The following is a 25,945-nucleotide window of genomic DNA, read 5'->3' on the forward strand; positions in this document are numbered from 1 at the left end:
ATCATCGGCGCAATTGTGTCGCCGGAGCGGCCTGTCATTACACGTTGAGCATGAGACGATGTTTGAAAATTTAACCGATCGATTGTCGCGCACGTTGCGCAATATCAGCGGCCGCGGGCGGCTGACCGAAGAAAATATCAAGGAAACCCTGCGTGAAGTGCGTATGGCATTGCTGGAAGCGGACGTTGCGCTGCCGGTGGTGCGCGACTTCATCAACCGCGTAAAAGAGAGCGCGGTTGGCCATGAAGTCAACAAGAGCCTGACGCCGGGGCAGGAGTTCGTCAAGATCGTCAAGGGTGAGCTGATCGCCGCGATGGGCGAAGTCAACACCGAGCTGAATCTGGCGGCTCAGCCGCCGGCCGTGGTGCTGATGGCGGGCCTGCAGGGCGCCGGTAAAACCACCAGCGTCGGTAAGCTCGGCAAGTTCCTGAAAGAAAAACAGAAGAAGAAAGTGTTGGTGGTTTCCGCGGACGTTTATCGCCCGGCGGCGATCAAACAGCTGGAAACGCTGGCGGAAGGTGTCGGCATCGATTTCTTCCCGTCCGACGTCAAAGAAAAACCGATCGACATCGTCAACCGCGCGTTGCAGCAGGCCAAGCTGAAGTTCTATGACGTACTGATCGTCGATACCGCCGGCCGTCTGCACGTTGACGAAGCGATGATGGACGAGATCAAACAAGTGCACGCGGCCATCAAGCCGGTGGAAACCCTGTTCGTGGTCGACGCCATGACCGGCCAGGACGCCGCCAATACCGCCAAGGCGTTTAACGAAGCGCTGCCGCTGACCGGCGTGGTGCTGACCAAGGTCGACGGCGATGCGCGCGGCGGTGCGGCGTTGTCCATCCGCCACATCACCGGCAAGCCGATCAAGTTCCTCGGCGTCGGCGAGAAGACCGAAGCGCTGGAGCCGTTCTATCCGGATCGCGTGGCGTCACGCATCCTGGGCATGGGCGACGTGCTGTCGCTGATCGAAGATATCGAAAGCAAGGTCGACCGCGAGCAGGCGGAGAAACTGGCCAACAAGCTGAAGAAGGGCGACGGTTTCGATCTGACCGACTTCCTGGAGCAGCTCAAGCAGATGCGCAACATGGGCGGCATGGCCAATATGCTGAGCAAGCTGCCGGGCGCGGGCCAGCTGCCGGATAACGTCAAGTCGCAGATGGACGACAAAGTGTTGGTGCGCATGGAGGCGATCATCAACTCGATGACGCTGAAAGAGCGTGCCAAACCGGAAATCATCAAGGGCTCGCGCAAGCGCCGCATCGCGATGGGGGCCGGCATGCAGGTGCAGGACGTCAACCGCTTGCTGAAGCAGTTCGACGAAATGCAGCGTATGATGAAGAAGATGAAGAAAGGCGGTATGGCGAAGATGATGCGCGGCATGAAAGGTATGATGCCGCCGGGCTTCCCTGGCCGCTGACGGGCCTCCGCACGCCGAGTGCGGGCGCTTTCAGCATTCGCCGTTCGCGGTGAAAACCGCCCGAAATTTGACAGGCTGCAAAAGTTGTCCCCTGCGATCGACGCTTTAGATTGCTTTTTGCGCCAAAATGAGTAAAATTTTCGGGCTTTTTATATTGCAACCGGGCCCCGTCCCTCAATGGGGCCCGGCTGTTTTATTAACTAAAGAGGATGTTATGGTAACAATTCGTTTGGCACGTGGCGGCGCTAAAAAGCGTCCGTTCTATCAAGTAGTAGTGACCGACAGCCGCAACGCTCGTGATGGTCGTTTCATCGAGCGCGTAGGCTTCTTCAACCCGATCGCTTCCGGTCAGGCTGAAGCACTGCGTCTGGACCTGGACCGCATCGAGCACTGGGTTGGTCTGGGTGCAACCGTTTCTGATCGCGTTCACGCGCTGATCAAAGACGCTAAGAAAGCAGCTTAATCTGTCGCGGTGGTGGCAATGAGCAAGCAACTCAAACCGGTAGCGCCTAAGCAGCCGATTGTACTCGGTAAAATGGGGTCCGCTTACGGCATTCGTGGTTGGCTCAGAGTGTTTTCATCCACCGAGAACGCCGAAAGCATTTTTGACTATCAGCCGTGGTTTATCCAGCAGGCGGGTCAGTGGCAGCATATCGAGTTGGAAGACTGGAAGCGCCACAGTCAGGATCTGATCATCAAAGTCAAAGGCATTGACGATCGGGACGCGGCGAATCTGCTGACTAATCGCGAGATTATGGTGGATTCTGAGCAACTTCCTCCGCTGGAGGGTGACGATTACTACTGGAAAGACCTGATGGGCTGCCAGGTAGTCACCACCGCCGGCTACGAGCTGGGTAAAGTCATCGATATGATGGAAACCGGCTCGAACGATGTGATGGTTGTGAAAGCGAACCTGAAAGATGCGTTCGGCATGAAGGAGCGGTTGATTCCGTTTCTTCATGGGCAGGTTATCAAGAAAGTCGATCTCACTGCCCGCGTGATTGAGGCAGATTGGGATCCTGGTTTTTGACCCCCGGATCAAACGGTCGAAGCAAGTGGAATAACGGTAAGGGGATTGGCTTGTGTTCATCGGTATTGTAAGCCTGTTTCCTGAGATGTTCCGCGCTATCACCGATTACGGGGTGACTGGCCGGGCAGTAAAAAATGGCCTGCTGAGCGTGCAGTGTTGGAGTCCTCGCGACTTCACCTACGACCGGCATCGTACCGTGGACGATCGCCCTTACGGCGGCGGCCCGGGAATGCTGATGATGGTGCAACCTTTACGGGAAGCCATTCATGCGGCGAAAGCAGCGGCAGGCGAGGGAGCAAAGGTGATTTATCTGTCACCTCAGGGGCGCAAGCTGGATCAAACCGGCGTGTGCGAACTGGCGGCCAATCAGAAGATGATTCTGGTGTGCGGCCGTTACGAAGGGATAGACGAGCGCGTAATCCAAACCGAAATTGACGAAGAATGGTCAATCGGCGATTACGTTCTCAGCGGCGGGGAACTGCCGGCGATGACCCTGATTGATTCAGTCGCCCGTTTCATACCGGGTGTGCTGGGCCATCAGGCCTCAGCGGAGGAAGACTCCTTCGCCGACGGATTGCTGGACTGCCCGCACTATACCCGCCCCGAGGTGTTGGAAGGAATGGAAGTACCGCCGGTTCTGCTGTCGGGCAACCATGCCGAGATACGTCGCTGGCGCTTAAAGCAGTCGCTGGGCCGAACCTGGCTTAGAAGACCTGAACTTCTAGAAAGCCTAGCTCTGACTGACGAGCAAGCGGTGTTGCTGGCTGAGTTCCAACGGGAACATCAGACCAGGCAACAGGACTATGAAGGAAACGTCTGACATCAGACGGGACCGATATATCAGTTTACCTAGGGTAAGAGACATATTATGAGCAACATTATTAAGCAACTTGAACAAGAGCAGATGAAACAAGACGTACCTGCATTCCGTCCGGGTGATTCCGTGGAAGTGAAGGTATGGGTCGTTGAAGGTAGCAAAAAACGTCTGCAGGCATTCGAGGGCGTGGTTATCGCTATCCGTAACCGCGGTCTGCACTCTGCATTCACTGTTCGTAAGATTTCCAACGGCGAAGGTGTTGAGCGTGTATTCCAGACTCACTCCCCAGTAATCGACAGCATTACTGTTAAACGTCGTGGTGCCGTTCGTAAAGCTAAACTGTACTACCTGCGTGAACGTACTGGTAAGGCTGCTCGTATCAAAGAGCGTCTGAACCGCGTTAACTAACGCTGCATCCAAAAGTTAATAGTTATCAGGGGTTGGCCTATGCCAACCCCTTTTTTTATCTTAAAACCTCGGCAGGTTGCATTTGCGAGATTTCGTCTGCGCACCGCCAACATAATAAAGCCTGCATAAGCAGGCTTTTTGCATTACAGCGCCGCGGCGCTTTGTTTCTGCTGACTCTCCGGCGGGTGAGGCTGCGCCGGGATAATGTCATCGCCAGGTTTGACGATCACCCGCGCGACGGACTCGTGCGTGGCGAACGTGCAGCTGCAATTGATGTTGCGGCATTGATGGTAACGCTCTTTGGTCGACTCGCTCAGATAGCGGCTGGAGCGAGTGTGGGCCACGTGACCGCATAATGGACAGTGCATCATAGTTGAATCCCTCGTTCTGCTACATCAGGTTATATGACTTATAATAGCTCATTAACTCGCAAAAGCAAGATTAAGATGCAAATGAATTATCACCCCTCCGTGATTGCAAACTCCATGCGTTGAGTCAGTACATCTAATGCGAGGCTGGTGGAGAAACCTCGATCATTAAGCGTGTGAACGACTTGACTAATGATCCAAGGTTGTCTGTCGATAACCTCTTTGAATCCACTCAGGTGGATCGGCGTTTCTGGACTGAGATCAGGCCGGCCGACGGCGAGGTTTATGGAAAATTGCACATTCCCTTGTTGAATGTTTGCCCACCTCGCTTTTGCCGCACGCATTGCGCTTTCTTTGTTCGCGTAGAGCGTCGGCAGGGTAAAAACGTTATTGCTTTCACCTGCCAGATAGCTTGAAGCCGCATTTTCATCTGTGGTATTCCCTTCCTCACGTTGTACTGTCATCTGCTGTTGCCTGGCATGCTGAGTATCTTGCCATTTGGCAATAACGCCGGTGTAAGCGTTCCGATCGGCCACATTGAAGTAGTGCTGGTCGCCATCGCTGCGTTCCAAAGTCAGTGACGGCAGAGGTTTGCCCGAGATGCTTAGACCGGAACCTGGGACCAGAAACAGCAGGCGTTCATTTTTAATGGCGGCGACGGCACCATTCATGGTCGCCAGCCGGGTAAGAAAGGCGACATCCGTTTCCTGAGACTGATCGATGTGCGTGATTTTGATCTCTGCCAGTCCTGCCGCCAGCGTATGCCCCATCCGGTTACGGTTGGCCACTTCGTTGACGATGTCACCAAGGGTGCGATCGTGATAGGAATGATCTCGCGCCACGTTCATCGAGTTTCGAAAGTCGACGCTGCGGGCCCGAATGACGAGTTTATCCGGTGCGCCACGATGTTCGATTTCATCAACGATAAACTTGCCTTTGTCGATCAAGGCTTGTCCTTTCCAGCCGAGCTTCACGGTGAGCGTTTGGCCGCGTTTGGGCATGGCGATTTGCCCATCCGCATCGTCGAGCTCAAGATCCAATCGATCCGCGGTAAAACCGCGATTATCGGTTAACGTCAATGAGAGCAGACGGTGGCGGAAAGCCTCCGTGATGTCCGCTTGCTGTAAAAACAGGGCATAGTCTGGCGCAATGAGCGCGCCAATAGGGACGGGGGTTTGCGTGATCACGGCAGCATCTCCCCGAGCCGCGCCGCAGCCTGACCTGCTTTATCGGCAAGGTCAGAGGCTTGTTGGCGCAGATCGCCGAACATGGCGATCAGCGATTCATCAACGCGCATCAGATTGATCGTAAACTCTATCTGTCGCGCGCTGCCGTTCGAGAAAAGCTGGGTTTTCGTGTCGACTATGCTTTCAATGACATACATCCCATGAATAGTTCCATTGCCCTCGATCAGCGGCCAGGCTCTGCCTTGGGCAGCCATGAGCTGAAGCGCCATCAATGATAATGTCCCTCCGGTTACTTCCGGTACCAAGACTCCCGTCAGCGTTATTTTCTCATTGTCTACTCCCAGAAACTGCGCGGCAGGGCGCTGGCCGATGCGCGGCAGGGTCGGCCAGCGGTAATTGGCGCTGCGTTGCATGCTTTGATAAGGCACGGTTTTCAACATAAAAACAAACATGCCGAGGGTCAGCATCATCATATTTCTCCTATTCGCGAGATTAACTCATCCGACTGCGGGCGTTTGCCGCTTGGCGATGAGCAAGCAATTCAAATTGCCGCGCGACTTCGCGGCCGATGTCTTGTTCATTCTGACCGGCGCCGGCAGTGATGTTGATAGTGACCGACGGAACCTGGATTTGGGTTACCGGCGAACCTGCTACCGGTGAGGCCGGCATTACAGGCGCGCTGAGCGACAGTAAAGCCGCCGACATGGCGGCCGTATGGCGGCGGCCGGTCACTTGAACGGGGCCGCTGACCAACTCAGGACCGTTTTCACCTACAATGCCGAATTGTCCGGCAGGAATGTCTCCCCCGCGATCGAACTTGCCGGCAAACCAGGCGCTGCCGTTTTCGGCATTGCCAGAGGTGCCGCTCTTATCGCCAAATTGCATCCAGTCGGGAAGATATTCGGTCAATGAAGTCAGTTGTTTTATCCAGCCATCAATGGTGTCTGAAATGTAATTCTTCAGCGCCTCACACCCTGCCGATATCTGCTCCCAAAGGTGGCTAAAGAAGGGGCCGACCTTGTCCCAGTTTTCAATCAGGGTGAAAGCGGCAAGCGCAACCAGGCCGACAATGGCCAGCAGCGGGTTGGCCATCGCTATACGCCCCAGCCACATCATGGCTTGCCCGGCCTTTAGGATCGCGCCGCTGATAATAGAGAACCCTGAGAGTACCTGGGTGGCGACCAGGCTGACGCCGCTGAGGCCGCCGAGCAATAACGTGAGCCCACCGGCGACCTGCAGCAAGGTGCCGGCTAACGCCGGATTATTGGTTATCCAGGTATTCAGTTTTACCAGCCACTCTGTCGCCGTTTGGGTCAGTTCCCGCAGGGCTGCGTTTTGGCCGGTAAACAAGTTGATTCTCAGGCTATCCCATGAGGCAAAAAGCTTTTGGATATCACCCTCTATATTGTCGCCTTTGACGGTGACCAAGTGCTGCGCTGAGCCGGCAACCTGGTTGGCCTGGAGTTTTTCTCTGCCCAAAGGCGCAATCTGTTGCGCCGCACTGAAGATATCGGCACCTGTTGTGGCTTTACTTTTCATGGCTGCACCAACGGCCCGAACATCCATGCCATATTGATTGCTGGCCAGCGCCAATACATCGGCAATACGATCGAATTGATCGGGGCCCAGATTGAAGCTGCGCTGCATTTCCGTCATCGTTGCGACGATTTCGTTGACGCTGCTGCCCGTCGCAGCGGAGAGTGTCAGTGCGGCTGGCGAAGCCGTTAAAATTTCCTTGGCATTCAACCCTTGTTTTGCCAGCGCTGTTTGCGCTTGTAGGGCTTGATCCGGGGTATAACCGGATTGGCTCATACCGCGAGCCTGCTGCTCGAGAGCCGTGAGCTGCGGATCGGACTTGCCCAGATTCAGCTGTGCCCGCAGTTGAGAAAGCTGTTTTTCAAATTCGATTCCCGGCGCCAGCAGGTTAGCTCCCCCTATGGCGGCACTTTTGGCGACAGAAAAGCCTGCGCTGCTGGTGTTGCGTAATTTTTCCAGCTTGTCTAGGCGCGCTTGATTGCCTGCCTGTGCGGATCGATAGCGCTCCTGCGCTATCGATTGCCGTTGTTCTTTTAGGGTAACGATAGCGGCGCCGGCATTAATTCTGCCGTCACGCAGATTTTTGCGCTCATTGCCGAGCGATTGTAGATTAATCCCTTGCTGGGTAAGATGATGGCGCTGGCTTTTATCGATTGCGGCGAGGAGATCACGTTTCTTTTCCAGGGCATTTATCGTCTCCGCGACCTGAGCAATCTCTTTGTTCATAAATCGGGAACGCTGGCTTGGCTCGCGATCTTTCGTCAGCATTGCCAGCGCGGCGGATTTTTTGCGCGACGCTGCCAGCAACTTATTGGTCTCAGCCAGCGACTGGTTCGTCTTTTGGAAAGCGTCGATGTCATTTTCCTGCCGGCGCAGATGTTTGACTTTTTTCTCTGCTCGTTGGATATCCTGTCCCAGACTGTTGTACAGGTTTTTATCCCCGGTGGGCCTGCGCAACTGCCTCATCAGTTCTTTGCTCTGCTTGGCTATCGCTTGAAGCCCGATGACAATCTCGTTTTGTGACTCCAGCTCCTGTCTGCTGTTACTCATCTGTTTTTACTCCACTACGTTGCAGCGCTCTGTGGCGCCAGCCGATCAGCTCCGCCAGCGTCATGCCGTTCATTTCTGACGGCGGCCAGTGGAAAATCACCGCGATATCCGCCATCAGGTCATCTACTGTCAGAGTAGGATCGACCGTTACTCGGCCGATGTCGGCGACAAAAAACCGATCACCTGGCCGGCCAGCGCAATCAGGTCAGGCAGTTCCAAACGGGCACACTCTTCCTTGGTCAGGTTCGGGTAGGTGACCCGAGGCAGAATAGTGATCAACGCATCGACATCGGCGTTGGCCAGCGCGGCCAGACCGATGCCGCGCAGGCTGCCGGCATTCGGCTTGGTCACTTGCACGCGAGTGATTTCGCTATCGCCACGTTTAATCGGAGTATTCAGGACGACGGTGTTTTCCTGGGATGCATTCAGTTCCATGGGGTATCCAGTTTTCAGTCGGAAAAAGGGGGCCAGCGCGGGGCTGGCCGTTTGAGGTGAAAAATTACAGGCCGATGGCGCGGCGGTGCGCTGCCAGCAGATCTACGCCGTCGACTTTTTCGATCATGTTGACGGTATCGATCTCGATCAGCTCTTTGCCGTCGATGCTCAACTTGAAGTAAGTGCAGTCGGTGGAAACTTTGGTTTCGGTATCTTCACCCTGCTTGAAGTCGCCGCTGTCGATCTCTTTATGACGGCCGCGCATCACCACTTCGAGCGCAGAGACGTCGCCGGTATCGTCGCGTTGGAAAGAGCCGGTAAAGCGCAGCGGTACCGCATCGACGCGGCCCCATTGCTTGAGCACCAGTTCGTCAATGCCGCCCATGGTCCATTCCACCACCAGCGCATCGTCGTCCAGGCCGAAGTCCACCGAGGCTGCGCCGCTCATGCCGCCGCCGCGGAATTTTTCCAGCTTGCGTGTCAGTTTCGGCAGCGTCATTGAGGAAACCACGCCCATATAGTTGAAGCCGTCGTTAAACAGGTTCAGGTATTTCAGTTTTTTTGGCAGTGCCATGCTTCAGTCTCCTTAGCTGTTCACGGATGCGGCGAAGTTCGCCAGGTAGCGATCGGTAATGCGCTGACGCAGAGTCAGATCCTCCAGAGGCGGTACCGGGGTGTAGTCGTAATCGATAAACAGCTTGCCAGCCTTCAGGGTCTCTTTGTCGTTGGCGCTTTCGTCATACCAGCAGTCACCGTCGATGATCAGACCGGCGGATTTCAGTTCGCGGAACTTGGCCTTGATGCCGTCGATCATGTCGCGGATCAGCGTCGGGGTAAGCGGACGGTCAACCGCCCACAGATGAGCTTCGGCCAAGGTGTCGGCCAATACCTGCGCGGTGCGGGTATAGTTTTCAAACTGGAACAGCGGCTCGTCGGAGCAGGTGCGAGATCCCCAGAACTTGAAGCCATCTTTGCGGATCAGGGTGGTGACGCAACCTTCATTCAGCAGATCGGCGTCGGTGCCTGCGGTTTGCAGATCCCAAAATACGCTGGCCGAGATACCGCTCACACCGTTGACGCCGACGTTGGATAAGGTTTTATGCCAACCGGTCTCCTGGTCGATCTTGGCACGCAGCCCCAGTGCACGAGCGGTGGCGAAGGCGATGTCGCTGCTGTTGGTGGTGGTATTCCAGTTGATGAAGTCCGGCCAAATCAGCATCAGTTCGCGCTGGCTGAAGTTGGCGCGATATTTGATGGCGTCGGACACGGTTTTACAGCCGTAAGCGCTGATATAGCCGAAAGCGCGCAGCTGCTGGCAGATGCCGGCCAACGCGGTCGCCACTTCCTGATTATCATGGCCCGGTACGCCCAGAATGCGCGGTTTCACGCCCAGCTCGGCCTGAGCGGCCAGCAGCGCTTTCATGCCGGTGTACTTACCGTTTTCATCGGCGCCACCGATGATATTGGACGTGGTTTCGGCCTCGTCTTTCCCTTCCGCCACGCGTACCACGACGGTTACCGGCTTAGTCTGCTCGGCGATCGCCAGCAGCGAACGCGCCAGCGTCCCTTTTTTACCTGCTTTGCCGCTGGCGGCCAGGACGTCGGTAATCAGCACCGGGGTGTTGAGAGGAAACAGGGTTGCATCGGCATCTTCTGCGGTACAAACCATGCCGACAATGGCCGTCGAGACGGTGGAAATTACGCGGGTGCCTTCGTTGATTTCGAGGACACGCACGCCGTGGTGATAGTCACCCATAGCATTACTCCGTTTGTGGTTGGTGATGACAGCATGCCTGTTGGGAGGTGGTGCCGCATCTCATTCGGGGTGTGGGATAACTGGTACAACAGCAGGAAAAATAAAGAAAAAAAACGCCCCGGGCGGGGCGTTGAACGACGTTATTGCGGTGGTTGCGGCCAGTCGATATCCGGGGCCGCTTCGGGATCGACCCGATTAAGCAATACGCGGTAGGTTTTCCAGCGGGTCAGCAGCCGCAGTTCCTCTTCGCTCGCCATTCCCAGGTCAGTAGCGTCGTTAAGCGTTTCTATCTGCAGCGAACTTTGCTTAATCAACTCTTGTTTTTTATTGGCGGCCTGTTGCCGTAGCTCCTGAGTTGAATACGATCTTGGTATGATGTTTTCTCCATCAAAAATCCAGCGGCCGTTGATATCAGCGCCTTCCGGCAAGTTTTCGACCTCCGCCACACTCATATTTTCTGGGAAAAATCCGGAAACGTCATAATGGCCTTCGGCATTCGGTTTCGCGGTGATTGAACGAATGATCCCGTCCTTGTCATACATCAGTTTTACCGTCTCAGGACGGAAGCTTTTTTGACATTCATACCAGTCTTCCCCGGCATCGGATTTTAAAAACAAAACACCGTGCGAGGCGGCCAGCTGTTTCTGTTCTACCGTTTCCGGCGCGGCGAGGGTAAAGTTTTTCATGTTATTCATCATTATACGCTCCAGACGGTAACCCAATTGCCACCAATGTGTTTTTGCAGCGGACGACGGAAAATTACGTCGATGTATTCATCCACGTTGTTGTTTGCTGCGCCGGTCAGGACATAACCCGCGCTATCCGAATAGCCGGGGCCTCGCCAGGTAGCGATACTTTCCACATTACCCAGGCGAACATCCCGCACAAAGTTGTGATTGAGATAGTTGCTTAAATAGCCTCCCCAAATGCCGCCGTTAATATTGCCGTCTGTTTGATAAGCGGCACCTGCAGCAAATAAGGTGCCGTTCGCGCGGAGTTCACCGTTATTACGGAAGCTGAACCAGCCATCGGCCCCGCCGTTGGCAACATGGATACCGAACTCATGGTGGCTCCCGACCTTCTCATAGTGGTAAAGATCGACGAGCAGATTACCTTGCCCCTGTAGACGCATACCGTTTGTTTGGCGATTGCCGTCGGGATGAGTAAGATTTCCTTGTTTAGTAATAAAATCAGAACTATAAAAAGCGGCCATACCGTTGATATTGGCCTTTCCGCCTATCCAGGCATCACCCGTCGCGCTCAGCTTGCCATTGACGTAATATTCATTGCCGTGAAAGGCTAAGGTGCCTTTGTTGTCATTGATGAGTCTGACATCGAAGTCACCGTTGCTATTGCCGTAATGAAAATCCAGATAGGGGGTGGTACCGAACAGCTCGACACCGGCTTTTGTGGTCAACGCTCCGGCGATGGTTACGCTGCCATTTACGGCTAAAGAGGGTGTAGTGAGGCCGGATTTACTCTCAATCGCTCCATTGACCGTTAAAGCGCCGGTAATGGTATCGCCGCTCTGTTTGACGAACTTCCCGTCGGCTTCCGCCTTGCTGTAGGCGTCGACGTCTGTGGCCGTCGGTTTAAAGCCGGTAGTGTAAATTCGGTACCAGTTCAGCGGTTTGTCAGGGGTCGTGGACGTGCCGATGTAAGATGATCCATTAGGCTGGATCGCCAGATAGCCGCTGGAAGGGCCGCCGTCACACGGCAGGTTCAAGACGCCATAAACACCGCCGCCCGGCGCATTTTTCGATGCACCCGTAACCCGATAGATTTCGCCACGGTTGCTCAGAGCGTCTTCGCGATGTATCGGGCCCCCCCCCAAACCGAACGCGCCCACCTCCATCAGGTTGGTTTTTTGCGCGCCGACGTTGCGTGTGGCGGCAGTACCCAGCTCCAGGTTGCCGCGCGCGACGGACTTGTTTGGCAGGTCTTTCAGGTTCGCCGCGATTTTCAGCGAGGCATCGTTAACCGCTTTGACGGCTTTCGGGGTAGCGGCCAGCGTTTCGCTACCGCTATTGCTGTCGTTGCTCAATTGAGTGAAACCCTTTGCCAGCAAGGTGGCGTCAGGATGATTGCGCGAGCGGGCATGTTCGGCAATGGCTGCACTCAGCGTATCGCGCGAGACCAGTAAGGCGGTCTTGTCTGCGACGATCGCCGCATTGGCGTCGCCTTTTACCAGAAGCACCATGCGCACGACCTGGGTGCGGCCGGCACCTTCGGTCAACTGCGGCTTGTAGGTGTCGGGCGTATTGGCGATCGCCACCAGCACGCCGTTTTTGTCATACAGCCCCAGCTCGCGGATCCACCAACCGCCAACGTCCTCCGGGATCACTTGTTCAGCGATCACTTGGTTGCTGTTGCCGGTATCTATCTGCAGTGAATTCAGCTCGGCGCGCCGTTTTTCGTTCACCAGCTTGGTCTGGCTTTCATCGGGCTGCGTTGGCGAACCGCCGCCGTCGCCGACCGCCATATGCGTAATTTCCAGCTTTTGGCCGGTTGCTGCAGCGTTAGCCAGCAGCGCTTTGCCCTGTTCGGTGAGCAGGGCGCGGTATTTTGCTGTCATGGTGTGGTTCTCTTCTGTTTGCCGGCCGGGTAGGTAAGGCCGTTTTTATACATCACATACAGACTCAATCCGCGCAGGATCTCGCCTGACCAAAAGCCGAAGAACATGCCGTTATCGGTGCCGAGACGCGGCGCGGGCGACCAGCCGCCGTCCATCACGTCACCGGTGGAGAGGTAATGTCTTTGTAATTCCGTAACGCATTGTTCGATAAAGTGTTCGAGGCCCTCAATTTCACTGCCGGCCATTCTTGCCAGCACCGCGCCAGCCAGCCACAGGCCGCACATGTGGCCGGTAAAATCCTGTGCATCGGGCTGCGGCAGGCCGGCCATCGGGAAATCGGTCGGCGTGACACCGCCGGCGTCATTGGTAAAATCAATCAGCCAGCGCAGCCAGTTTTCGACATATTCCACCAGCTTGAGCGGTGGCGTTTTGCTCGCCTGCTGTAACTCGAGCCAGGCGCGCGCGGCACCGAAGAAGGCGCGTGGCTGATAGCCGGACCAGGCCGTGCCGTCACCCCAGTGATACATGGTCCAGGTATCCGCCGGACCGTAACTCAGATTGTCCCAACGGTTCCAGATATAGGCCGATGCGCTGGGGCCCAGCACGCCGAATTGCTGCTGATACCACTGCTGCGACTGCCACAGAAACTCGACCATGTTGTTGAGCATCACCCCGTCGGGATCGGCGGCGGCGTGCACGAAAATGAACGGGTACTGGTAGCCCGGATAAGGCATGCCGTGCCAACCATCGAACTGTTGGCTGTCCGCCTGATAAATGTTGGAGAACGGCATGACGCCCGGCGTACAGAACAGGCCGTCGCGGCGGTGATTCAGGAGGGTGCAGTCTCCCAACAGCGCGGTGTAGGGGTGTGCCGCCTGGAACGTGATGCGATAGCGGATCGTGTAGCCGTCATCGGCGTTGAGCGTCGGTGGAATGTCGTTCAGTACGTAGTAGCTGAACGTGGCGTCCGGTACATTTCCGTCTTGCAGAATGGTTACTTGCTTGACGCGGCTGAAGCGAGGTGCAGCCGGTTTGGGCTCGACATCCTGATGGTCCGGCTGATAGCCGCTCAGCGTAGCCGCTTGCGGGGCGAAATTTGCGATTTGCCATTTGCCGCCGGTGGCGGGCAGCATCCAATACCAGCGCCATTTGTCATCATCTTCGAGCCGCAGGTTGAAGTCGGCGTCCGCGCGATAGACCAACTGCGTAACGGGGAAACTTTCCTCTGCGGTCAACCAGGCGCCGATCACCATGCCGGCGTCGTCATTGGGGAAACGGGCTTGGATCACTGTCGCGCTGCGGCTGTCGTAAACCTGTTCCTCAAATTGGCTGGCGATCGCGCAACCGCCGTAGTCGGTCACTGCGCGCAGATCGGCCAGCAGATAGTCGCTGCCGTCTTCTTTCGTCAGCGCCGCCAGGCTGCTGAGCGCGATGTCGTAAGTTTTTACCTGAGGTTGGAGCGACTGCGGCAGACCGATGCCCCATTCCGTGGTGCTCGCCGCGTTTTTTTCCGGTGCTATAGACAGCTGTATTTTGCAGGAGATCGGCTGATTCTGATCGTCGACGCCGCCAAAGCAGGTGCGGATTTTTGACTGGCGATTAATGCGGAACCAGATTGCCTGTTGTTCCAGCGATTGTTGCGATGCTATCTCTTTGCGAATGGTGATCATGCCTTCGGCGCTGCGGCCGTAGCTTACCGGCGCACCGGAAGGGTATGACCAATCGTAGGAGATGCCGTCGGTAAACGGCGTATTGGCGCTGCGGCTCTGGCGAAAGAACTTATCCTGCGCATCAATATCGGTATATTCCATCGCGGTGAATTCAACGCTTTTCCAGGCGTTGAAATAGCGCTGCTCGCCGGTGATGCTGTGTAGCAGATAGCAGGCGTCGGCAAACCACAGCTCGGCATCGGCCGCGTTGCCCATGGCGTTGTGCGGGACCGGCACATGCAGCGGACGGTTATGCTGTACCTGATTGCGTTCGATTAACACGCCGCCGTGTTCGACCGGTTGGCGATTGGCGAAATTCAGCTTGTGATTGCCGCCGAGCGTGGCGTCTTTTAATTGCACCGTACCGATTTGTTCAGCGGGCAGCCCTTTGGCCAGGATCTCGCCGTCGGCGCCGATCTGGTAACCCTGCCAATTGATGATCCAGTCCACGTCATAGCGTGTACCGGCGTTATTCCAGTCGATTTCACCGGCGGCATTGACCGCGCGCACCTGGGCGTTGACGGCATCCCAGGCCAGCGCGCCGTCGAAGGCGAAAGTAGCGATATCGAGATATTCACCCCAGTAGGGCGCGCCGTGAGGGATCTGCGTACGGCCCTTGTTGAACGTTAGCGGAATACCTTTGAAACCGCTATGCGTCGGATCCCTCGTATCGACCGGCCAATTGGCGGGCACTGGCTCTTTGGCGTTGACGATCCAGTTGGCGATCCAGCGTTGAGGGCTGTCAGGGATCGGCGCACCGTCGTAAAAGTAGGTCACATAGGCGTCAAAACAGGCGATGGCCTGATCCAAATATTTTTGTTCTCCGGTCGCCAGATACGCATGGGCATAGCCAAGGATCTGCAGAGCCTGTCCTTCGGTGGTGGCGTCGTTCGGCAGCCCCGCCATGCGCGACAGCTCGCGTTCATGACGGGAATCGGCCAAAACATGTTCGTCGTTGAACACGAAGTGTTGCTGAGTCGAGTCCAGCGTGGTGCCGGTATTGCGTTGCAAGAATTGGTAATGTCCCTCCAGCATTTGCAGGGCGAGACTGGCATAGTCGGGGTACACGGTAGTAAGCTCTCCATCATATTGACCGCCGGCGACGTCGATTGCGCCAGCGGCTTCGAGGTTCAGCGCCAGGCCTGTCAGATGGCGGCTGACCGGCTTGGCATCGGCGATCATCCGCTCCATTTCCAGATACATCTCTTCGGTGATACCGTTCTCCAACACGCCGATATCCAGCGTAAAGGTGCCGGGCTCACCGTTGGTTTCCCACCACTCGCGCAGTTTGATCAGGTAACCCAACGGTTCCACCACGCGGCGAATAGCGCCGATGGTGCCCTTGTGACGGTGGATGAAGAAAGCGGCGGCTACGACGCTGCGTTTGGCATCTTCCGTCCAGGTTTCATCCCAATGATCGACCGAGAAGGCCCAGGCCAGGTACGGCAGCAGATTGACCGGACAGGTGGCTGGATCCCACAGATCGCGCAGCGGCACCGGCATGGCGGCCAGTTCGGCACAGGCGGCCGCAGCCGCGACCTCCAGCGGGGAAGAGCCGACCGGCAGCAGACGGTTACTCATCGGAGCCTCCCACCGTCAGACGATAAGAAGCGCAATGTGACGCCTGGGTTTTGTCCAATACGATGTCGGCCTGCGGGGTCTTCAATTCAACGCGTTGCACCCCTTCGGCATGCAGTGCGGCGTAGATTGCCGACAAGCGAATGTCACGGCCTAAACGGTGCTGGGCGCTGATGTAATTTTTCAGTTTGGCTTCGGCAGCGCGACGCACCGGTTCTGCTTCAGGGCCAGGGTAGAGGTACAGTACGGCATCGATGTTGTAGCTGATGATGTTGGCAGAGCGGACGGTGACGCGATCGGCCACCGGGCGCACATCTTCATCGTTCAACGCTTTATCGACGATCGCCACCAGTTCGGCGCTGGCGGTACCGTCTCCTTCGCGTGACAGTACGGAAATCAGCACGTTGGCCGGACTCGGACTTATTGCGGAAACGTCGGCGACCCGGCCATCGGCGGAACGACCGTGATACTCGTAAGAGCCACTGGATCCAGCCACGCTTAAGCCTTCGAATGCCTGCTGGATGCGCACGCGGAAATCGCTATCCGATTCCATGACCGCCGGCAAGGGCGGGATGACGCTGTCATCCGGCTGTTGCACCACCAGGCGTCGCACCTGGAAGTTTGCGCCCAGTTGGTCGAGGTCGCTGCCGCTGGCATAACCCAGCATCACGGCCTTTGCGGCTTCATTCACGCGCTGGCGTAACAGCAGTTCGCGGTAAGCATTTTCTTGCAACAGTTTGACGATCGGCTCCGATTCCAGCGCCAATGTGCGGGCGATGGCTTCGCGCTGCTCTTCCGGGTAAAGGGAAATCAGCGTGGCCTTGCGATCGGCCAGCAGCGATTCGTAATCGAGAGGATCCACCACCGTCGGGGCGGGTAATAAACTCAGGTCAATGGTTGCCATGGTGTCAGCTCACTGAAATAGAAAGAGAAAAGGCATCCGGCGTATCTGTGCGGTTGCCGGTAATGTCGACCACCATTTTTCCGTCAAAGGTGGTGTTGCAACTGATGCCCGTCAACCGAATGCGTGGTTCCCACTGCAGCAGTGCGCTGTAGCAGGCCGCCATCATTTGCAATCGCAGAACGTCGTTTTGCGGCTGATCCAGCAACTCGGACAGCAACGAACCGTAGCTGCGGCGCATGACGCGTGAGCCGATAGGCGTAATCAGGATGTCGCTCACCGACTGGCGAATGTGCTCGAGATCGGCGATTGCGCGGCCGTTGCCGCGATTCATGCCAAGAAATTTCGCGTTGTTCATGCTGGTTTGTCCGTTTGGCCTCCGCCGTTTTGCACTCCACCGTGGGTGTGGGTATGCACCACAATGCCGTTAGAGCTGATGCTGCCACCGGTGTGATTGAGATCGCCGGTCATCGAGCCGCCCTGATGGATGGCGATGGTGCCGGTAGTGAGTTGCTGGGTACACTCCACTTCGGGAGCGTCCAGCGTAATTTTTCCGCTGGCGATACAGGTGATGTTTGGCGCCGTCAGAGTGATCCGCTCGGCGGCTTCAATGGTGGCGCTTTTTATGCCGACGGCCTTAAGCGCCCCGGTAGCCGGCTCGTATTCGAGCACTGCACCGTCAGGAAAAGCGATATGCGCCGCCTGTGCTGAGGCCGACGGTGCGGGGTGAGCATCGGAAAATACGCCGGGCAACACGAAAGCGGTTTCAAGTTCCCCGCCAAGTGACAGCACCAAGACCTGTTCACCAATGCTGGGCGCCCACCAGCTGCGTGCGTCGCCGGCCCGTCCGGTCAGCCAGTTGAGCCAGTCGGTAAGATTGCCGCCGGTGGCGACGCGGCAGCGCCCGCGTTCCAGGTCGAGCTCGCTGACGGTCCCGATCCGTATCAGGTTGCGCACCAGGCGCTGAATATCGAAGTTGTCTGTGTTCATGTCTCAAGAATGCCGCTGGATGAAAAGGGGGACAACGCGACGGCGTTTGGCTGCCGCCGGCACAACCGAAGCTGCCTGTAGGGCGCTACGGCTGACCAAATTCGCTGAGTAACTCTCCGTGTAGATAAACCTGGGTGAAGCGAACGATGTTCTCCGGTTCGGGAGGTTCAGCCAGCGGGGTGATATGCAATGCGCCATCGCGCAGTTCCACCCGGATGCGTTCGGTGAGTTGCAGCTGCAATATCAACTGGTTCGGCGTGTCTATATCCCTCTGAAACGAAAAATCATTTTTACGCTTGTCCGGATTGGCAAGAAGGTCTGGTTGGTGGCTGCGCAGCCAGGCCAGTACGGCGACCATGACCCGGTCGTCGTCAGCTGACGGCCCATCCAGCGCCAGATTGAGCTGATAGCGATATTCGAAGGACAGCGAGGGGGCGAGCGTTGAGATCACGCGGCCGTTAGCAATGCCAAGGCGCAATCGTTCGGGGTTTTGCTGCAATACGGGAATGGCATTGAACAGTGCGGCACGGAGCTGTTCGGGTTTTAACATGATGTATCTCCTGAAAAAGGGAGCGGTTTGAGTGGGCGTTTGTTGAAAAACGATCAGCGTGAGATGCCGCTCAGACATAGCGCACGTTCGGCCGTGCGGCGGCGCTCCAGTCCTTTGTTTTTGACGCCGTTGACATAAATCCAACGAGGCAGTTGATCGCAAGCCGCCTGCCACTGACGACGTTTGACAAAGGTGGCCAGCGTTGAATTGCAGGCGGCGTTGACGCCGACGTTGAAAGCGAAAGCGCTGACGGCGTCGTAAACCGGCTGCGGCATCTTGACATCCATACAGCGCGCGAGGCCGCGCTCTACGGCGCGTACATCGTCGATCAAATGGGCGGCCGCCTGGCGTTCGTTGATGACGGCGCCCGGCTTCACGCCGGCGGTGTGGCCGATGCCGTTGGTCCAGACGCCGGCACTGCATTGGTAGGGTGAAAGCCGGCAGCCTTCGAAATCGGCGATCAGGCGCAAACCTTGCTCAGAGGTTTTCAGCGTATTGAACTGAGGCAGCAGGGCAGCGAGGGTTAAAATAGCCGCCACGCTGCAGCGTTTAGCGAGTGAGCTCATCGTAGACTCCGCGTTTCAGGCCGTTTTTTTTTAGCGATTTCAGCAACTGGTAGCTTTTACGCCGGTAGTACCAATTCACTGCAAAGGTACCGACGCCGACTGCGGCGCCGACCAGGATGGCAATGTCCTGTGCAGAGTGGCTCCCTAACCAGGCCAGGCAAGCCGCGACGAAATAGGCAAGGGTTGAAGTGAGTTTCTCCATCGCTTAATCCCACAATTTGACGGTTTCTCGTTGGGCCGCCGCAGGCAGGTCCGGCAATTCCACCGGTTGACCGTGCGGCAGCAGGGGCCCCAGATCGGCGAGGCCACGGTTAGCCAGATAGACTTGTTCCACCTGGCGTTGCGTGCTGCCGTAGTAGCGCCAGCAAATCGCATCAATGGTGTCACCTTGTTGTGCATAAATTTTCATCATTACCATCCTGCGATAGCGTTGGGAGAGAGGGCTGTGGCCCCGGATATCTTCAGTTTCGCGCGCGTGGGAGGGAGGGGCAACGCGAGGGGGTTGTGGATGAGATGGCACAACTGAGGCGCAAAAGTGCCGCCGGCAGAAATAAAAACCCCGCCGGCGGCGGGGGGATGAAAAACGTTTGGCTGGAGGGATTAGCAGGGGGGGTGTTCGTCAGCGGGATAAAATATTTCTTGATAATCATTGTTCGGCAGCACCTGACTGGCCAAATCGGAGATCAGCGACATGGCGATCAGAAACTCGGAGGCACTGCATTGCGCAGCCTGTGAAACATCGGCGATGAATTGGATGCGGGACAGTGTTACTTGTTGTTTATCCATAATTTCCACTGTTTTTGCCCTCTCTTGATTATACTGTGTATTTATACAGTATTAAGCAAAACGCTAAAGGCGTCAATGGTTGGACTTATCATTTGTGCAGTAAAAATACGGCCAATCATTGATTAGCGGAAATTGTACAAGGAGGCCGTCAAAATGAATTTTGCCGCCGCGTGCGAGAACCTCCAACTGCCAGCGTTGCGGTTCTATGCCAATACCTCGAAGTTTGCGGGCAATATTCAGACAATGCTGCCGCTGTGGCGGCGTCAAACGAGCCGACGGCGCGGGTGCCGGCGGCAAGTAAAGAGCGCGCGTTCCACAGTTATTGCCAGAACTCCAAGGCGTCGCGGCGGCGAGTGTTTTAGCGACGATCCGCCATTGCACGGTGCGCGTTCGGTATACCCGCTCAATTCCCAAATGCGGTGCATAAATGCCGACAACTTTTGTGACGGGCTCGTCATAAGCGTTCCGGGTTTCTGAGGCTTCGCGCGCGACACGCACCCACTGGTGGCTGCGTGGCACATTGGCGCCGCCTTGCGCCTGTATGTAACCGGCAAAGTCGCCGGCGTCGGCAGCGGCGCGCACGGCTTCGGTGCCGGCGTCAAACTGCGGCGTCAGGTTTTGGCCGCGAATACGTCGACATTCGCGGTAGACCCCGAGACCGGGCAGGCCGAAGGGATGAAACTGGGGGATGCGCCAGGTGGCGGCCCAGGCGCTGACCGCGCGGGCGGTATCGCTCAGCGGGGCGCCGGTTTCGCGATCGAGCTCTTCCTCCAATGCATATCCATCGAGGTTTTTTGCGACATATTTGGCCAGATAGGCGGTTGCGCCACCCCGGTTGAGGTGTTTGCTCTGGAAACGATGTTGTTGGGCGCCAGGTTCTGCTGCATCCTGTTGCAGCGCATAACGCTGCATGATGTCAAGCACTGCCTGACGTTGCATTTGTGGAGTGAACATCATCAGATGCCAGTGCGGCGTGCCGTCATGATGAGGCTCAACCACTCGCATACCGTAGACCTGCAGACGGCGATCCTTGAAGGCGGTTCGCATTTTCCCCCACTGGGCAACCAGATAACGCTGGCCATCCTTCGGTGTTAGGGCTTGTCCTTGCCAGCGTGTATTGAAGCGCATTTTGCCTCGTGTGCCGACATGCTGGATAGGGTGAAAGCGTGCCGGCGTCGTCAACGTGATAAACAACCCGCAGTGGCCGTTGCGAGTGGCGTAGGTTTCTATACCGGCGAGGGTATTCATCAACTCCATACGACGAATGGCGGGATTGGCGATGCTGCCGAGCACTTTATCCATAAGATCGGCGCGCTCGCCCGTGGCGACGTTTTCCAGCTCGCAACGGTGAAGATAATCGAGGTTCGATTGACGCCGAGCCTTGACATCGTGAAGGGCCTGTCTGCTGGCATAAGGTGACGTGTTGTTGCGGACGTTGCCTATCGCGATTTGCAGCGCCTCGCGCCACTGCATGCGTTGCATTTTGAGACGCCGCAGCCACCAGCGATCGTCGGTCAGGCGCGACAGCGCCGCAATTGCCCGCTCGCTGTCCAACTTGCCTTTACGATAACAGCGCCAGTGCATGGGCTGGATATTGAAGGCGCGGGCCATCGTGGCGATTTGGCGATAGAGGCGGCGCTGTATATCCGCGTGTAGCAGGATCTCTGCATTATTGCCGTGCTTCGCCAGCAAGGCGTCACATTCACTCTGGTAGAGCGCAGAAAGTTGGCCCCCGATACGCCGCGCCAACTGCTCCAGCGCTTTATCGCCCAGCGCGGGCAGTGCGCTATAGCTGTCCGCTTCGCTGCCAAAGTGCAGTGATTTGCGTTGATCCAAACCGAAATTATTATTTACCTGCTGAATGCGTGGCCATATCCGCCGATGGAAAACTCGCACCAGATAATGCCAGGCGGCGTAGGCTCCCTTCTGGCTGAGCAGTTGGCGGTGGCGCTCAAGGAACGGCGTGCGCAAATAATAAGGCAGGTCATGAATGCACTGCAGTATCGCTTGCCATTGGCGCAGTTGGTCGCGATTCAGCGCCGCTTCGCGTCCTATCGCACGTCGTGGGGCATTCCATGGATAGGCGTAATCACCGTACGCTGCGTGTTGTATGGCAGAGACGTTGACCGGCAGATGCTCCGCCGGCCTATTTTTAACGGCGAGCGACATGACGTTGCTTGGCTTCTGATAGCTGCTGGCAGGTCACGCAGCGGCTGACGCCGGGAATCGCGATGCGTCTCGCCACAGGAATCGCCGCGTCACAATCGGCACAGCAGAACGCCGAGGGCGCTGTGGCAACCGGCCTGGCATACGCAATTTGTTTCTCGAGCATCAATGCCTGGCGCTCCTGCGCCATATCAATAGTATCAGCCATAATATTTTCCAGTATTTAATAGGGTGAATTTGGGCCGAGCGGTGCCCGGCGGGTTGCACGCCAGCTTGATTCGAAAGGTTATTTTTTTGGGGTTAACAGACAGTCTGTTTCGCTGATATAGCGCGGCAACGATTGACTGAGCGAGATGAGTTCATTGAGTGCCGCGACGATTTTCCGCCGTTCGGCATAACCCATTTCGTGAAACTTTAACCACACATAGCGTTCAGTCAGCCCGGCGTGGAAGCAAAACGTATGGCGCAGGTGCAGCGGCGCCGTGTCGTAAATCTCTTCGGCATGGTTGGGTTGCCGGGCAAACAGTGTGCGGCGGATTTCAGCAATACGCCGCAGGCCGATAGCCCGTTGCTCCTCGCTGGCCAGTAGCATGACAGCCTCCTTATCTGAATTTGATGATGGATGAATACTCGCAAAAGCAAGGTTTGGTTATCCGTCGTTTAAAGGCGAAAACTTGAGTAAACACGCTGTAAACAAAGTGATTACGCAAGATTTTTGTCGCCTTGCGGTATTTGCATTTTCATTACCCATGTCGCATCATCTTAACTAAAGCGATCGACATGCCGAGTGACGGCGAATTGATGGTACTTTAAATCGCAAAATGCGACTTGTAAATGCGAATTTAATTTTTAATCGGTGATGATATGCGTGAAGATGCAACAAACAACAACACCTCCGTGGGAGCGGTAATTGAGAGAGTTCTTTCATCTTATGGCGTTGGCACGCAGAAGGAATTGAGTGAAATCCTTGGGATAGCGCCGAATAACATCAGTAGTTGGCAACAGCGGGGTAGTGTTCCCGGATATGTCATTATCAACTGCGCGTTAACTACGGGAGCAGACCTGGCCTGGCTGATGACTGGTGAACTTGCAAATTCAAAAGTAAATCGCAAGCCTGCGTCATCTGCGCAAGGTAAAGCGCTTTACGATCGCGTTTTGGCTTCCGGCGGGAAAGGGGTATTGCGCCGCATTTTGGATGCTTACGGTTTCAATCTGCAAAAAGAATTGGGCGACCTGCTGGGTATCTCTTCAGGCACGATGAGCACCTGGGTCCGCCGCAACTACTTCCCCGGCGATATCGTGGTGACCTGTGCTCTGGATACAGGCGTCTCGCTGCTGTGGCTGGCGACGGGCCAGGGGGAGATGTGGGGTGATGCCGCATCGGCGGTTCCGGTATCCGGAGTTCGCACGATACCGAAATATCGCCTGCTCGCCGGGCAGTTGAAAGAGGGGGGGCAGTGGTCGGCAGACTGTTCTTTGATTCCTGACGGCGTGGCTCAGCCGGCTTATGTTGATGGCGGGCGCGTATCCTGGCTGGTGGATCTGGCCGTTACGCATATCGCCAATGGCCGCTGGCTGGTGGACATCGACGGTAACCTGGACGTATACGATATAGCGCGTTTACCGGGTAACCAGGTGCGGGTCAGCGGCGGCAACGTCGACTTTCAATGTTCTCCGGATGCATTGAAAGCGCTTGGCATGGTCTGGTTAACGTTGACGCCGCAGGCATAAAAAAAGCCCATCGATGATGGGCTTCGAGAAATCATGGGCGGGCAGGTTACAGGCCGTAGACCAGCGTGACCGAGGTTGTCGTGTCGGTGTTCTTCGGCGCAGAGGCCGGTGGCTTGCTGTTGTAGGTCACAGTGTAAGCTACGCGCAGTGAAAAGCGATCGTTGATCGCCACGTTCAACGCGCTTTCCGAGTTCAGCGTGGTTTCTTCGTTCGCCAGTGCGGAGACGCCCTGAATGAACTTGGTGTTGTCGGTGAGCTGATAGGAATAGTTGGCCGCGCCATAGGCCAGCCCTTTGGTCGAGCGGCCGCCGCCATGGTATTCGTCATGGCGCACGCCGGGACCGAATTCCACCCGCAGGTCGCTGAGCGGCCCGTTGAGGATTTGACGGCCATAGCCGCTGGTCAGCGTGGAGCGTGAGTCGTAACCGTTGAAACGGTCGCTCAGCCAGCTGGCCTGGCCGAACAGGTAGTTGCGATCGGTCAGGTTATAGCGCGTACGGCCGCCGGCCTGATACTTTTCGGACGAGCGCACGTTGGAAGAGGTGGTGTTGTTGGCCGCCCCCCACAGGCTGTACGCCGCGTCGGTGTTGAACCAGGTCATGTTGGTGTTGGCCAACAGAGTGGAACTCTGCGAGTTGCCGGACTGGGCGTTGTAGCCCGCCTGCACGTTGCCTTCGAACGGTTTCTTGGCGGTGGCCGGATCGTCCATCGCGGTGAAAAGCGTATTGTCGGCAAGGGCTGAAACACTGGTGAAAGTCGTTAAGCAGCAAATATACAGCGGAAAAGCGCGACGAGCGCGGGAAGAGAGCATCTTGGATCCAGTTGTTAAGGGTGATTATTGTTGATGACGGTCACATTATATCGGTTCATTTCGGCGACAAAAATAGCCGCCATTAGCTTAAGTTTTTAATTTTTATCCCTCATTTATTCGCTTTTCTTCTACTTAAATTCATCGCTTTCGACGGCATTTCGTGCTGATCCTGCTTCGCCCGACCGTCGGTGCCGAGATGGGCCGTGCATCCTCGCTGTAAAATTTAATGTACAAATATGTTTACATTCATTGGCTTTGTTAGGCATGAGGGGTTATAGCGTGGTGATGGGTTTATTATTTGTTTAATTGGTTGTATTTGTTGTATTTAAAACAATTTTTTCAACCCTGACTCAAAGGTGGTTTAAGCAAGATAATGACGGTAATCTTTTATTTACGGAAAATGGATTGAAAACTTTACATATCGTGATAGGGTAGACCCCTGAAACGCTCAATGTTCCATTTCAACGCATAACGCCAAACGACAGGAATAGCATCATGCAAAAAGACGCGCTCAATAACGTACACATCAGTGCAGAACAGGTTCTCATCACGCCGGAGGAGCTGAAGAACCAGTTCCCGCTCAGCGCCGACGACGAAAATGAAATCGCCACCTCGCGTAACACCATCGCCAACATTTTGCAGGGGCGCGATCATCGCCTGTTGGTGGTGTGCGGGCCTTGTTCGATCCACGATCCGGATGCGGCGCTGGACTACGCCCGTCGTTTGAAAACTCTGGCGGCTGACTTGAGCGATCAGCTGTATATCGTTATGCGCGTCTATTTTGAAAAACCCAGAACCACTGTCGGCTGGAAAGGTTTGATCAACGATCCGTACATGGACGGTTCGTTTGACGTTGAAGCAGGCTTGCATATCGCGCGTCGCCTGTTGCTGGATCTGGTGGGCATGGGCTTGCCGTTGGCTACCGAAGCGTTGGATCCGAACAGCCCGCAGTACCTGGGCGATTTGTTCAGCTGGTCGGCGATCGGCGCGCGTACCACCGAATCTCAGACCCACCGAGAAATGGCATCCGGCCTGTCGATGCCGGTCGGGTTCAAAAACGGCACCGACGGCAGCCTGGGTACCGCCATCAACGCCATGCGCGCCGCTGCCATGCCGCATCGCTTCGTCGGCATTAACCAGGCAGGCCAGGTTTGCCTGCTGCAGACTCAGGGCAACCCGGATGGGCACGTGATCCTGCGCGGCGGCAAAACTCCGAACTACAGCGCTGAGCACGTTGCGGCCTGTGAAAAACAGATGCTTGAGGCGGGACTCCACCCGTCCTTGATGATAGATTGCAGCCATGGCAACTCGAATAAAGACTATCGCCGTCAGCCGGCGGTTGCCGAGTCCGTGGTGGAGCAGATCAAGGCGGGTAACCGCTCAATCACCGGCATTATGCTGGAGAGCCATCTGCATGAGGGCAATCAGTCTTCCGAACAGCCGCGTGCAGACATGCGTTACGGTGTGTCCGTCACCGACGCCTGCATCAACTGGGAGAGTACGGAAACCCTGTTGCGCCATATGCATCAGGAACTCGGCGCTGCGCTGACGGCCCGCACGGGAGAAAAGTAAGTT

General features: G+C 56.2%; 29 protein-coding genes and 1 pseudogene. 7 read left to right on the top strand and 23 right to left on the bottom strand.

Going from position 1 to position 25,945, the window contains the following annotated elements:
• Nucleotides 1-58: 58 nt before the first annotated feature.
• From ffh to rplS, 5 genes are all read left to right on the top strand, one after another.
• The gene (gene ffh / locus ACJ8J1_RS21325) at nt 59-1,420 is read left to right on the top strand and encodes a signal recognition particle protein (RefSeq protein ID WP_004932504.1); all 1,362 of its coding nucleotides are present in this window, start codon (nt 59-61) and stop codon (nt 1,418-1,420) included.
• A 214-nt stretch (nt 1,421-1,634) separates the two neighbouring features.
• On the top strand, nt 1,635-1,883 hold the full coding sequence (rpsP, locus tag ACJ8J1_RS21330) for a 30S ribosomal protein S16 (protein WP_004932501.1): 249 nt from the start codon (nt 1,635-1,637) through the stop codon (nt 1,881-1,883).
• 18 nt (nt 1,884-1,901) lie between these two features.
• On the top strand, nt 1,902-2,450 hold the full coding sequence (gene rimM / locus ACJ8J1_RS21335) for a ribosome maturation factor RimM (protein WP_019455135.1): 549 nt from the start codon (nt 1,902-1,904) through the stop codon (nt 2,448-2,450).
• Between the two features lie 52 nt (nt 2,451-2,502).
• Complete coding sequence (trmD, locus tag ACJ8J1_RS21340) at nt 2,503-3,270, top strand: tRNA (guanosine(37)-N1)-methyltransferase TrmD (protein WP_033641911.1); 768 nt, start codon at nt 2,503-2,505, stop codon at nt 3,268-3,270.
• Nucleotides 3,271-3,318: 48 nt separating this feature from the next.
• A complete protein-coding gene (gene rplS / locus ACJ8J1_RS21345) occupies nt 3,319-3,675 on the top strand; it encodes a 50S ribosomal protein L19 (protein WP_015376707.1) in 357 nt (118 codons plus the stop codon).
• 143 nt (nt 3,676-3,818) lie between these two features.
• On the opposite strand, the gene ACJ8J1_RS21350 is transcribed toward rplS, so the two are convergent.
• From ACJ8J1_RS21350 to ACJ8J1_RS21455, 22 genes and pseudogenes are all read right to left on the bottom strand, one after another.
• On the bottom strand, nt 3,819-4,046 hold the full coding sequence (locus ACJ8J1_RS21350) for an ogr/Delta-like zinc finger family protein (protein ID WP_033641912.1): 228 nt from the start codon (nt 4,044-4,046) through the stop codon (nt 3,819-3,821).
• 89 nt (nt 4,047-4,135) lie between these two features.
• Nucleotides 4,136-5,230 carry a phage late control D family protein gene (locus tag ACJ8J1_RS21355; RefSeq protein ID WP_033641913.1) on the bottom strand — a complete coding sequence of 365 codons (1,095 nt, stop codon included), beginning with the start codon at nt 5,228-5,230 and terminating at the stop codon, nt 4,136-4,138.
• Nucleotides 5,227-5,700, bottom strand: a complete 474-nt coding sequence (locus ACJ8J1_RS21360; protein ID WP_033641914.1) for a phage tail protein — start codon at nt 5,698-5,700, stop codon at nt 5,227-5,229. Before ACJ8J1_RS21360 ends, ACJ8J1_RS21355 begins: the two co-directional genes overlap by 4 nt.
• Before the next feature lie 22 nt (nt 5,701-5,722).
• Nucleotides 5,723-7,816, bottom strand: coding sequence for a phage tail tape measure protein (locus tag ACJ8J1_RS21365; protein WP_033641915.1), 2,094 nt, complete (start codon nt 7,814-7,816; stop codon nt 5,723-5,725).
• The gene (locus ACJ8J1_RS21370; RefSeq protein ID WP_033641916.1) at nt 7,809-7,931 is read right to left on the bottom strand and encodes a GpE family phage tail protein; all 123 of its coding nucleotides are present in this window, start codon (nt 7,929-7,931) and stop codon (nt 7,809-7,811) included. Before ACJ8J1_RS21370 ends, ACJ8J1_RS21365 begins: the two co-directional genes overlap by 8 nt.
• Before the next feature lie 32 nt (nt 7,932-7,963).
• Nucleotides 7,964-8,251, bottom strand: a complete 288-nt coding sequence (locus ACJ8J1_RS21375) for a phage tail assembly protein (protein WP_033641917.1) — start codon at nt 8,249-8,251, stop codon at nt 7,964-7,966.
• Between the two features lie 64 nt (nt 8,252-8,315).
• Complete coding sequence (locus ACJ8J1_RS21380) at nt 8,316-8,825, bottom strand: phage major tail tube protein (protein ID WP_033641919.1); 510 nt, start codon at nt 8,823-8,825, stop codon at nt 8,316-8,318.
• Between the two features lie 12 nt (nt 8,826-8,837).
• Nucleotides 8,838-10,007 carry a phage tail sheath protein gene (locus tag ACJ8J1_RS21385; RefSeq protein WP_033641920.1) on the bottom strand — a complete coding sequence of 390 codons (1,170 nt, stop codon included), beginning with the start codon at nt 10,005-10,007 and terminating at the stop codon, nt 8,838-8,840.
• A 140-nt stretch (nt 10,008-10,147) separates the two neighbouring features.
• Nucleotides 10,148-10,705 carry a tail fiber assembly protein gene (locus ACJ8J1_RS21390; protein WP_050594401.1) on the bottom strand — a complete coding sequence of 186 codons (558 nt, stop codon included), beginning with the start codon at nt 10,703-10,705 and terminating at the stop codon, nt 10,148-10,150.
• Nucleotides 10,705-12,582, bottom strand: coding sequence for a phage tail protein (locus tag ACJ8J1_RS21395; RefSeq protein WP_033641921.1), 1,878 nt, complete (start codon nt 12,580-12,582; stop codon nt 10,705-10,707). Before ACJ8J1_RS21395 ends, ACJ8J1_RS21390 begins: the two co-directional genes overlap by 1 nt.
• 2,768 nt (nt 12,583-15,350) lie before the next feature.
• Nucleotides 15,351-15,872, bottom strand: a pseudogene (locus ACJ8J1_RS21400) (phage tail protein I); the annotation flags it as partial.
• On the bottom strand, nt 15,865-16,773 hold the full coding sequence (locus ACJ8J1_RS21405) for a baseplate assembly protein (protein ID WP_033641923.1): 909 nt from the start codon (nt 16,771-16,773) through the stop codon (nt 15,865-15,867). The pseudogene ACJ8J1_RS21400 and the gene ACJ8J1_RS21405, both read right to left, overlap by 8 nt.
• A gap of 4 nt (nt 16,774-16,777) precedes the next feature.
• Nucleotides 16,778-17,128 carry a GPW/gp25 family protein gene (locus ACJ8J1_RS21410; protein WP_033641924.1) on the bottom strand — a complete coding sequence of 117 codons (351 nt, stop codon included), beginning with the start codon at nt 17,126-17,128 and terminating at the stop codon, nt 16,778-16,780.
• Nucleotides 17,125-17,760 carry a phage baseplate assembly protein V gene (locus ACJ8J1_RS21415; RefSeq protein WP_033641925.1) on the bottom strand — a complete coding sequence of 212 codons (636 nt, stop codon included), beginning with the start codon at nt 17,758-17,760 and terminating at the stop codon, nt 17,125-17,127. Before ACJ8J1_RS21415 ends, ACJ8J1_RS21410 begins: the two co-directional genes overlap by 4 nt.
• A gap of 85 nt (nt 17,761-17,845) precedes the next feature.
• Nucleotides 17,846-18,310, bottom strand: a complete 465-nt coding sequence (locus ACJ8J1_RS21420; protein WP_033641926.1) for a phage tail protein — start codon at nt 18,308-18,310, stop codon at nt 17,846-17,848.
• Between the two features lie 53 nt (nt 18,311-18,363).
• A complete protein-coding gene (locus ACJ8J1_RS21425; protein WP_033641927.1) occupies nt 18,364-18,876 on the bottom strand; it encodes a lysozyme in 513 nt (170 codons plus the stop codon).
• A complete protein-coding gene (locus ACJ8J1_RS21430) occupies nt 18,860-19,078 on the bottom strand; it encodes an HP1 family phage holin (protein ID WP_033641928.1) in 219 nt (72 codons plus the stop codon). The genes ACJ8J1_RS21425 and ACJ8J1_RS21430 overlap by 17 nt, the downstream gene beginning before the upstream one ends.
• Before the next feature lie 3 nt (nt 19,079-19,081).
• Nucleotides 19,082-19,285, bottom strand: a complete 204-nt coding sequence (locus tag ACJ8J1_RS21435) for a tail protein X (RefSeq protein ID WP_033641929.1) — start codon at nt 19,283-19,285, stop codon at nt 19,082-19,084.
• 191 nt (nt 19,286-19,476) lie between these two features.
• Nucleotides 19,477-19,671 carry a hypothetical protein gene (locus ACJ8J1_RS21440; RefSeq protein ID WP_033641930.1) on the bottom strand — a complete coding sequence of 65 codons (195 nt, stop codon included), beginning with the start codon at nt 19,669-19,671 and terminating at the stop codon, nt 19,477-19,479.
• Between the two features lie 63 nt (nt 19,672-19,734).
• Complete coding sequence (locus tag ACJ8J1_RS21445; protein WP_080273365.1) at nt 19,735-21,831, bottom strand: replication endonuclease; 2,097 nt, start codon at nt 21,829-21,831, stop codon at nt 19,735-19,737.
• Nucleotides 21,815-22,036: a TraR/DksA C4-type zinc finger protein gene (locus ACJ8J1_RS21450; protein ID WP_033641931.1), complete on the bottom strand. Its 222-nt coding sequence runs from the start codon at nt 22,034-22,036 to the stop codon at nt 21,815-21,817. The genes ACJ8J1_RS21445 and ACJ8J1_RS21450 overlap by 17 nt, the downstream gene beginning before the upstream one ends.
• Before the next feature lie 78 nt (nt 22,037-22,114).
• On the bottom strand, nt 22,115-22,420 hold the full coding sequence (locus ACJ8J1_RS21455; protein WP_033641932.1) for a hypothetical protein: 306 nt from the start codon (nt 22,418-22,420) through the stop codon (nt 22,115-22,117).
• 272 nt (nt 22,421-22,692) lie between these two features.
• Here ACJ8J1_RS21455 and ACJ8J1_RS21460 point away from each other — a divergent pair, with 272 nt between their 5' ends.
• Nucleotides 22,693-23,559, top strand: a complete 867-nt coding sequence (locus tag ACJ8J1_RS21460; protein WP_071991632.1) for a helix-turn-helix domain-containing protein — start codon at nt 22,693-22,695, stop codon at nt 23,557-23,559.
• Nucleotides 23,560-23,605: 46 nt separating this feature from the next.
• On the opposite strand, the gene ACJ8J1_RS21465 is transcribed toward ACJ8J1_RS21460, so the two are convergent.
• Nucleotides 23,606-24,370 carry a DUF481 domain-containing protein gene (locus ACJ8J1_RS21465; RefSeq protein WP_033641933.1) on the bottom strand — a complete coding sequence of 255 codons (765 nt, stop codon included), beginning with the start codon at nt 24,368-24,370 and terminating at the stop codon, nt 23,606-23,608.
• A gap of 495 nt (nt 24,371-24,865) precedes the next feature.
• Here ACJ8J1_RS21465 and ACJ8J1_RS21470 point away from each other — a divergent pair, with 495 nt between their 5' ends.
• Nucleotides 24,866-25,942 (top strand): 3-deoxy-7-phosphoheptulonate synthase, encoded by a 1,077-nt coding sequence (locus ACJ8J1_RS21470; protein WP_033641934.1) that lies wholly within the window; start codon nt 24,866-24,868, stop codon nt 25,940-25,942.
• Nucleotides 25,943-25,945 lie beyond the last annotated feature (3 nt).

The sequence above is a fragment of the Serratia sp. CY37869 genome (assembly GCF_052168895.1).
In the GTDB taxonomy this organism is placed as follows: Bacteria; Pseudomonadota; Gammaproteobacteria; order Enterobacterales; family Enterobacteriaceae; genus Serratia; species Serratia ureilytica.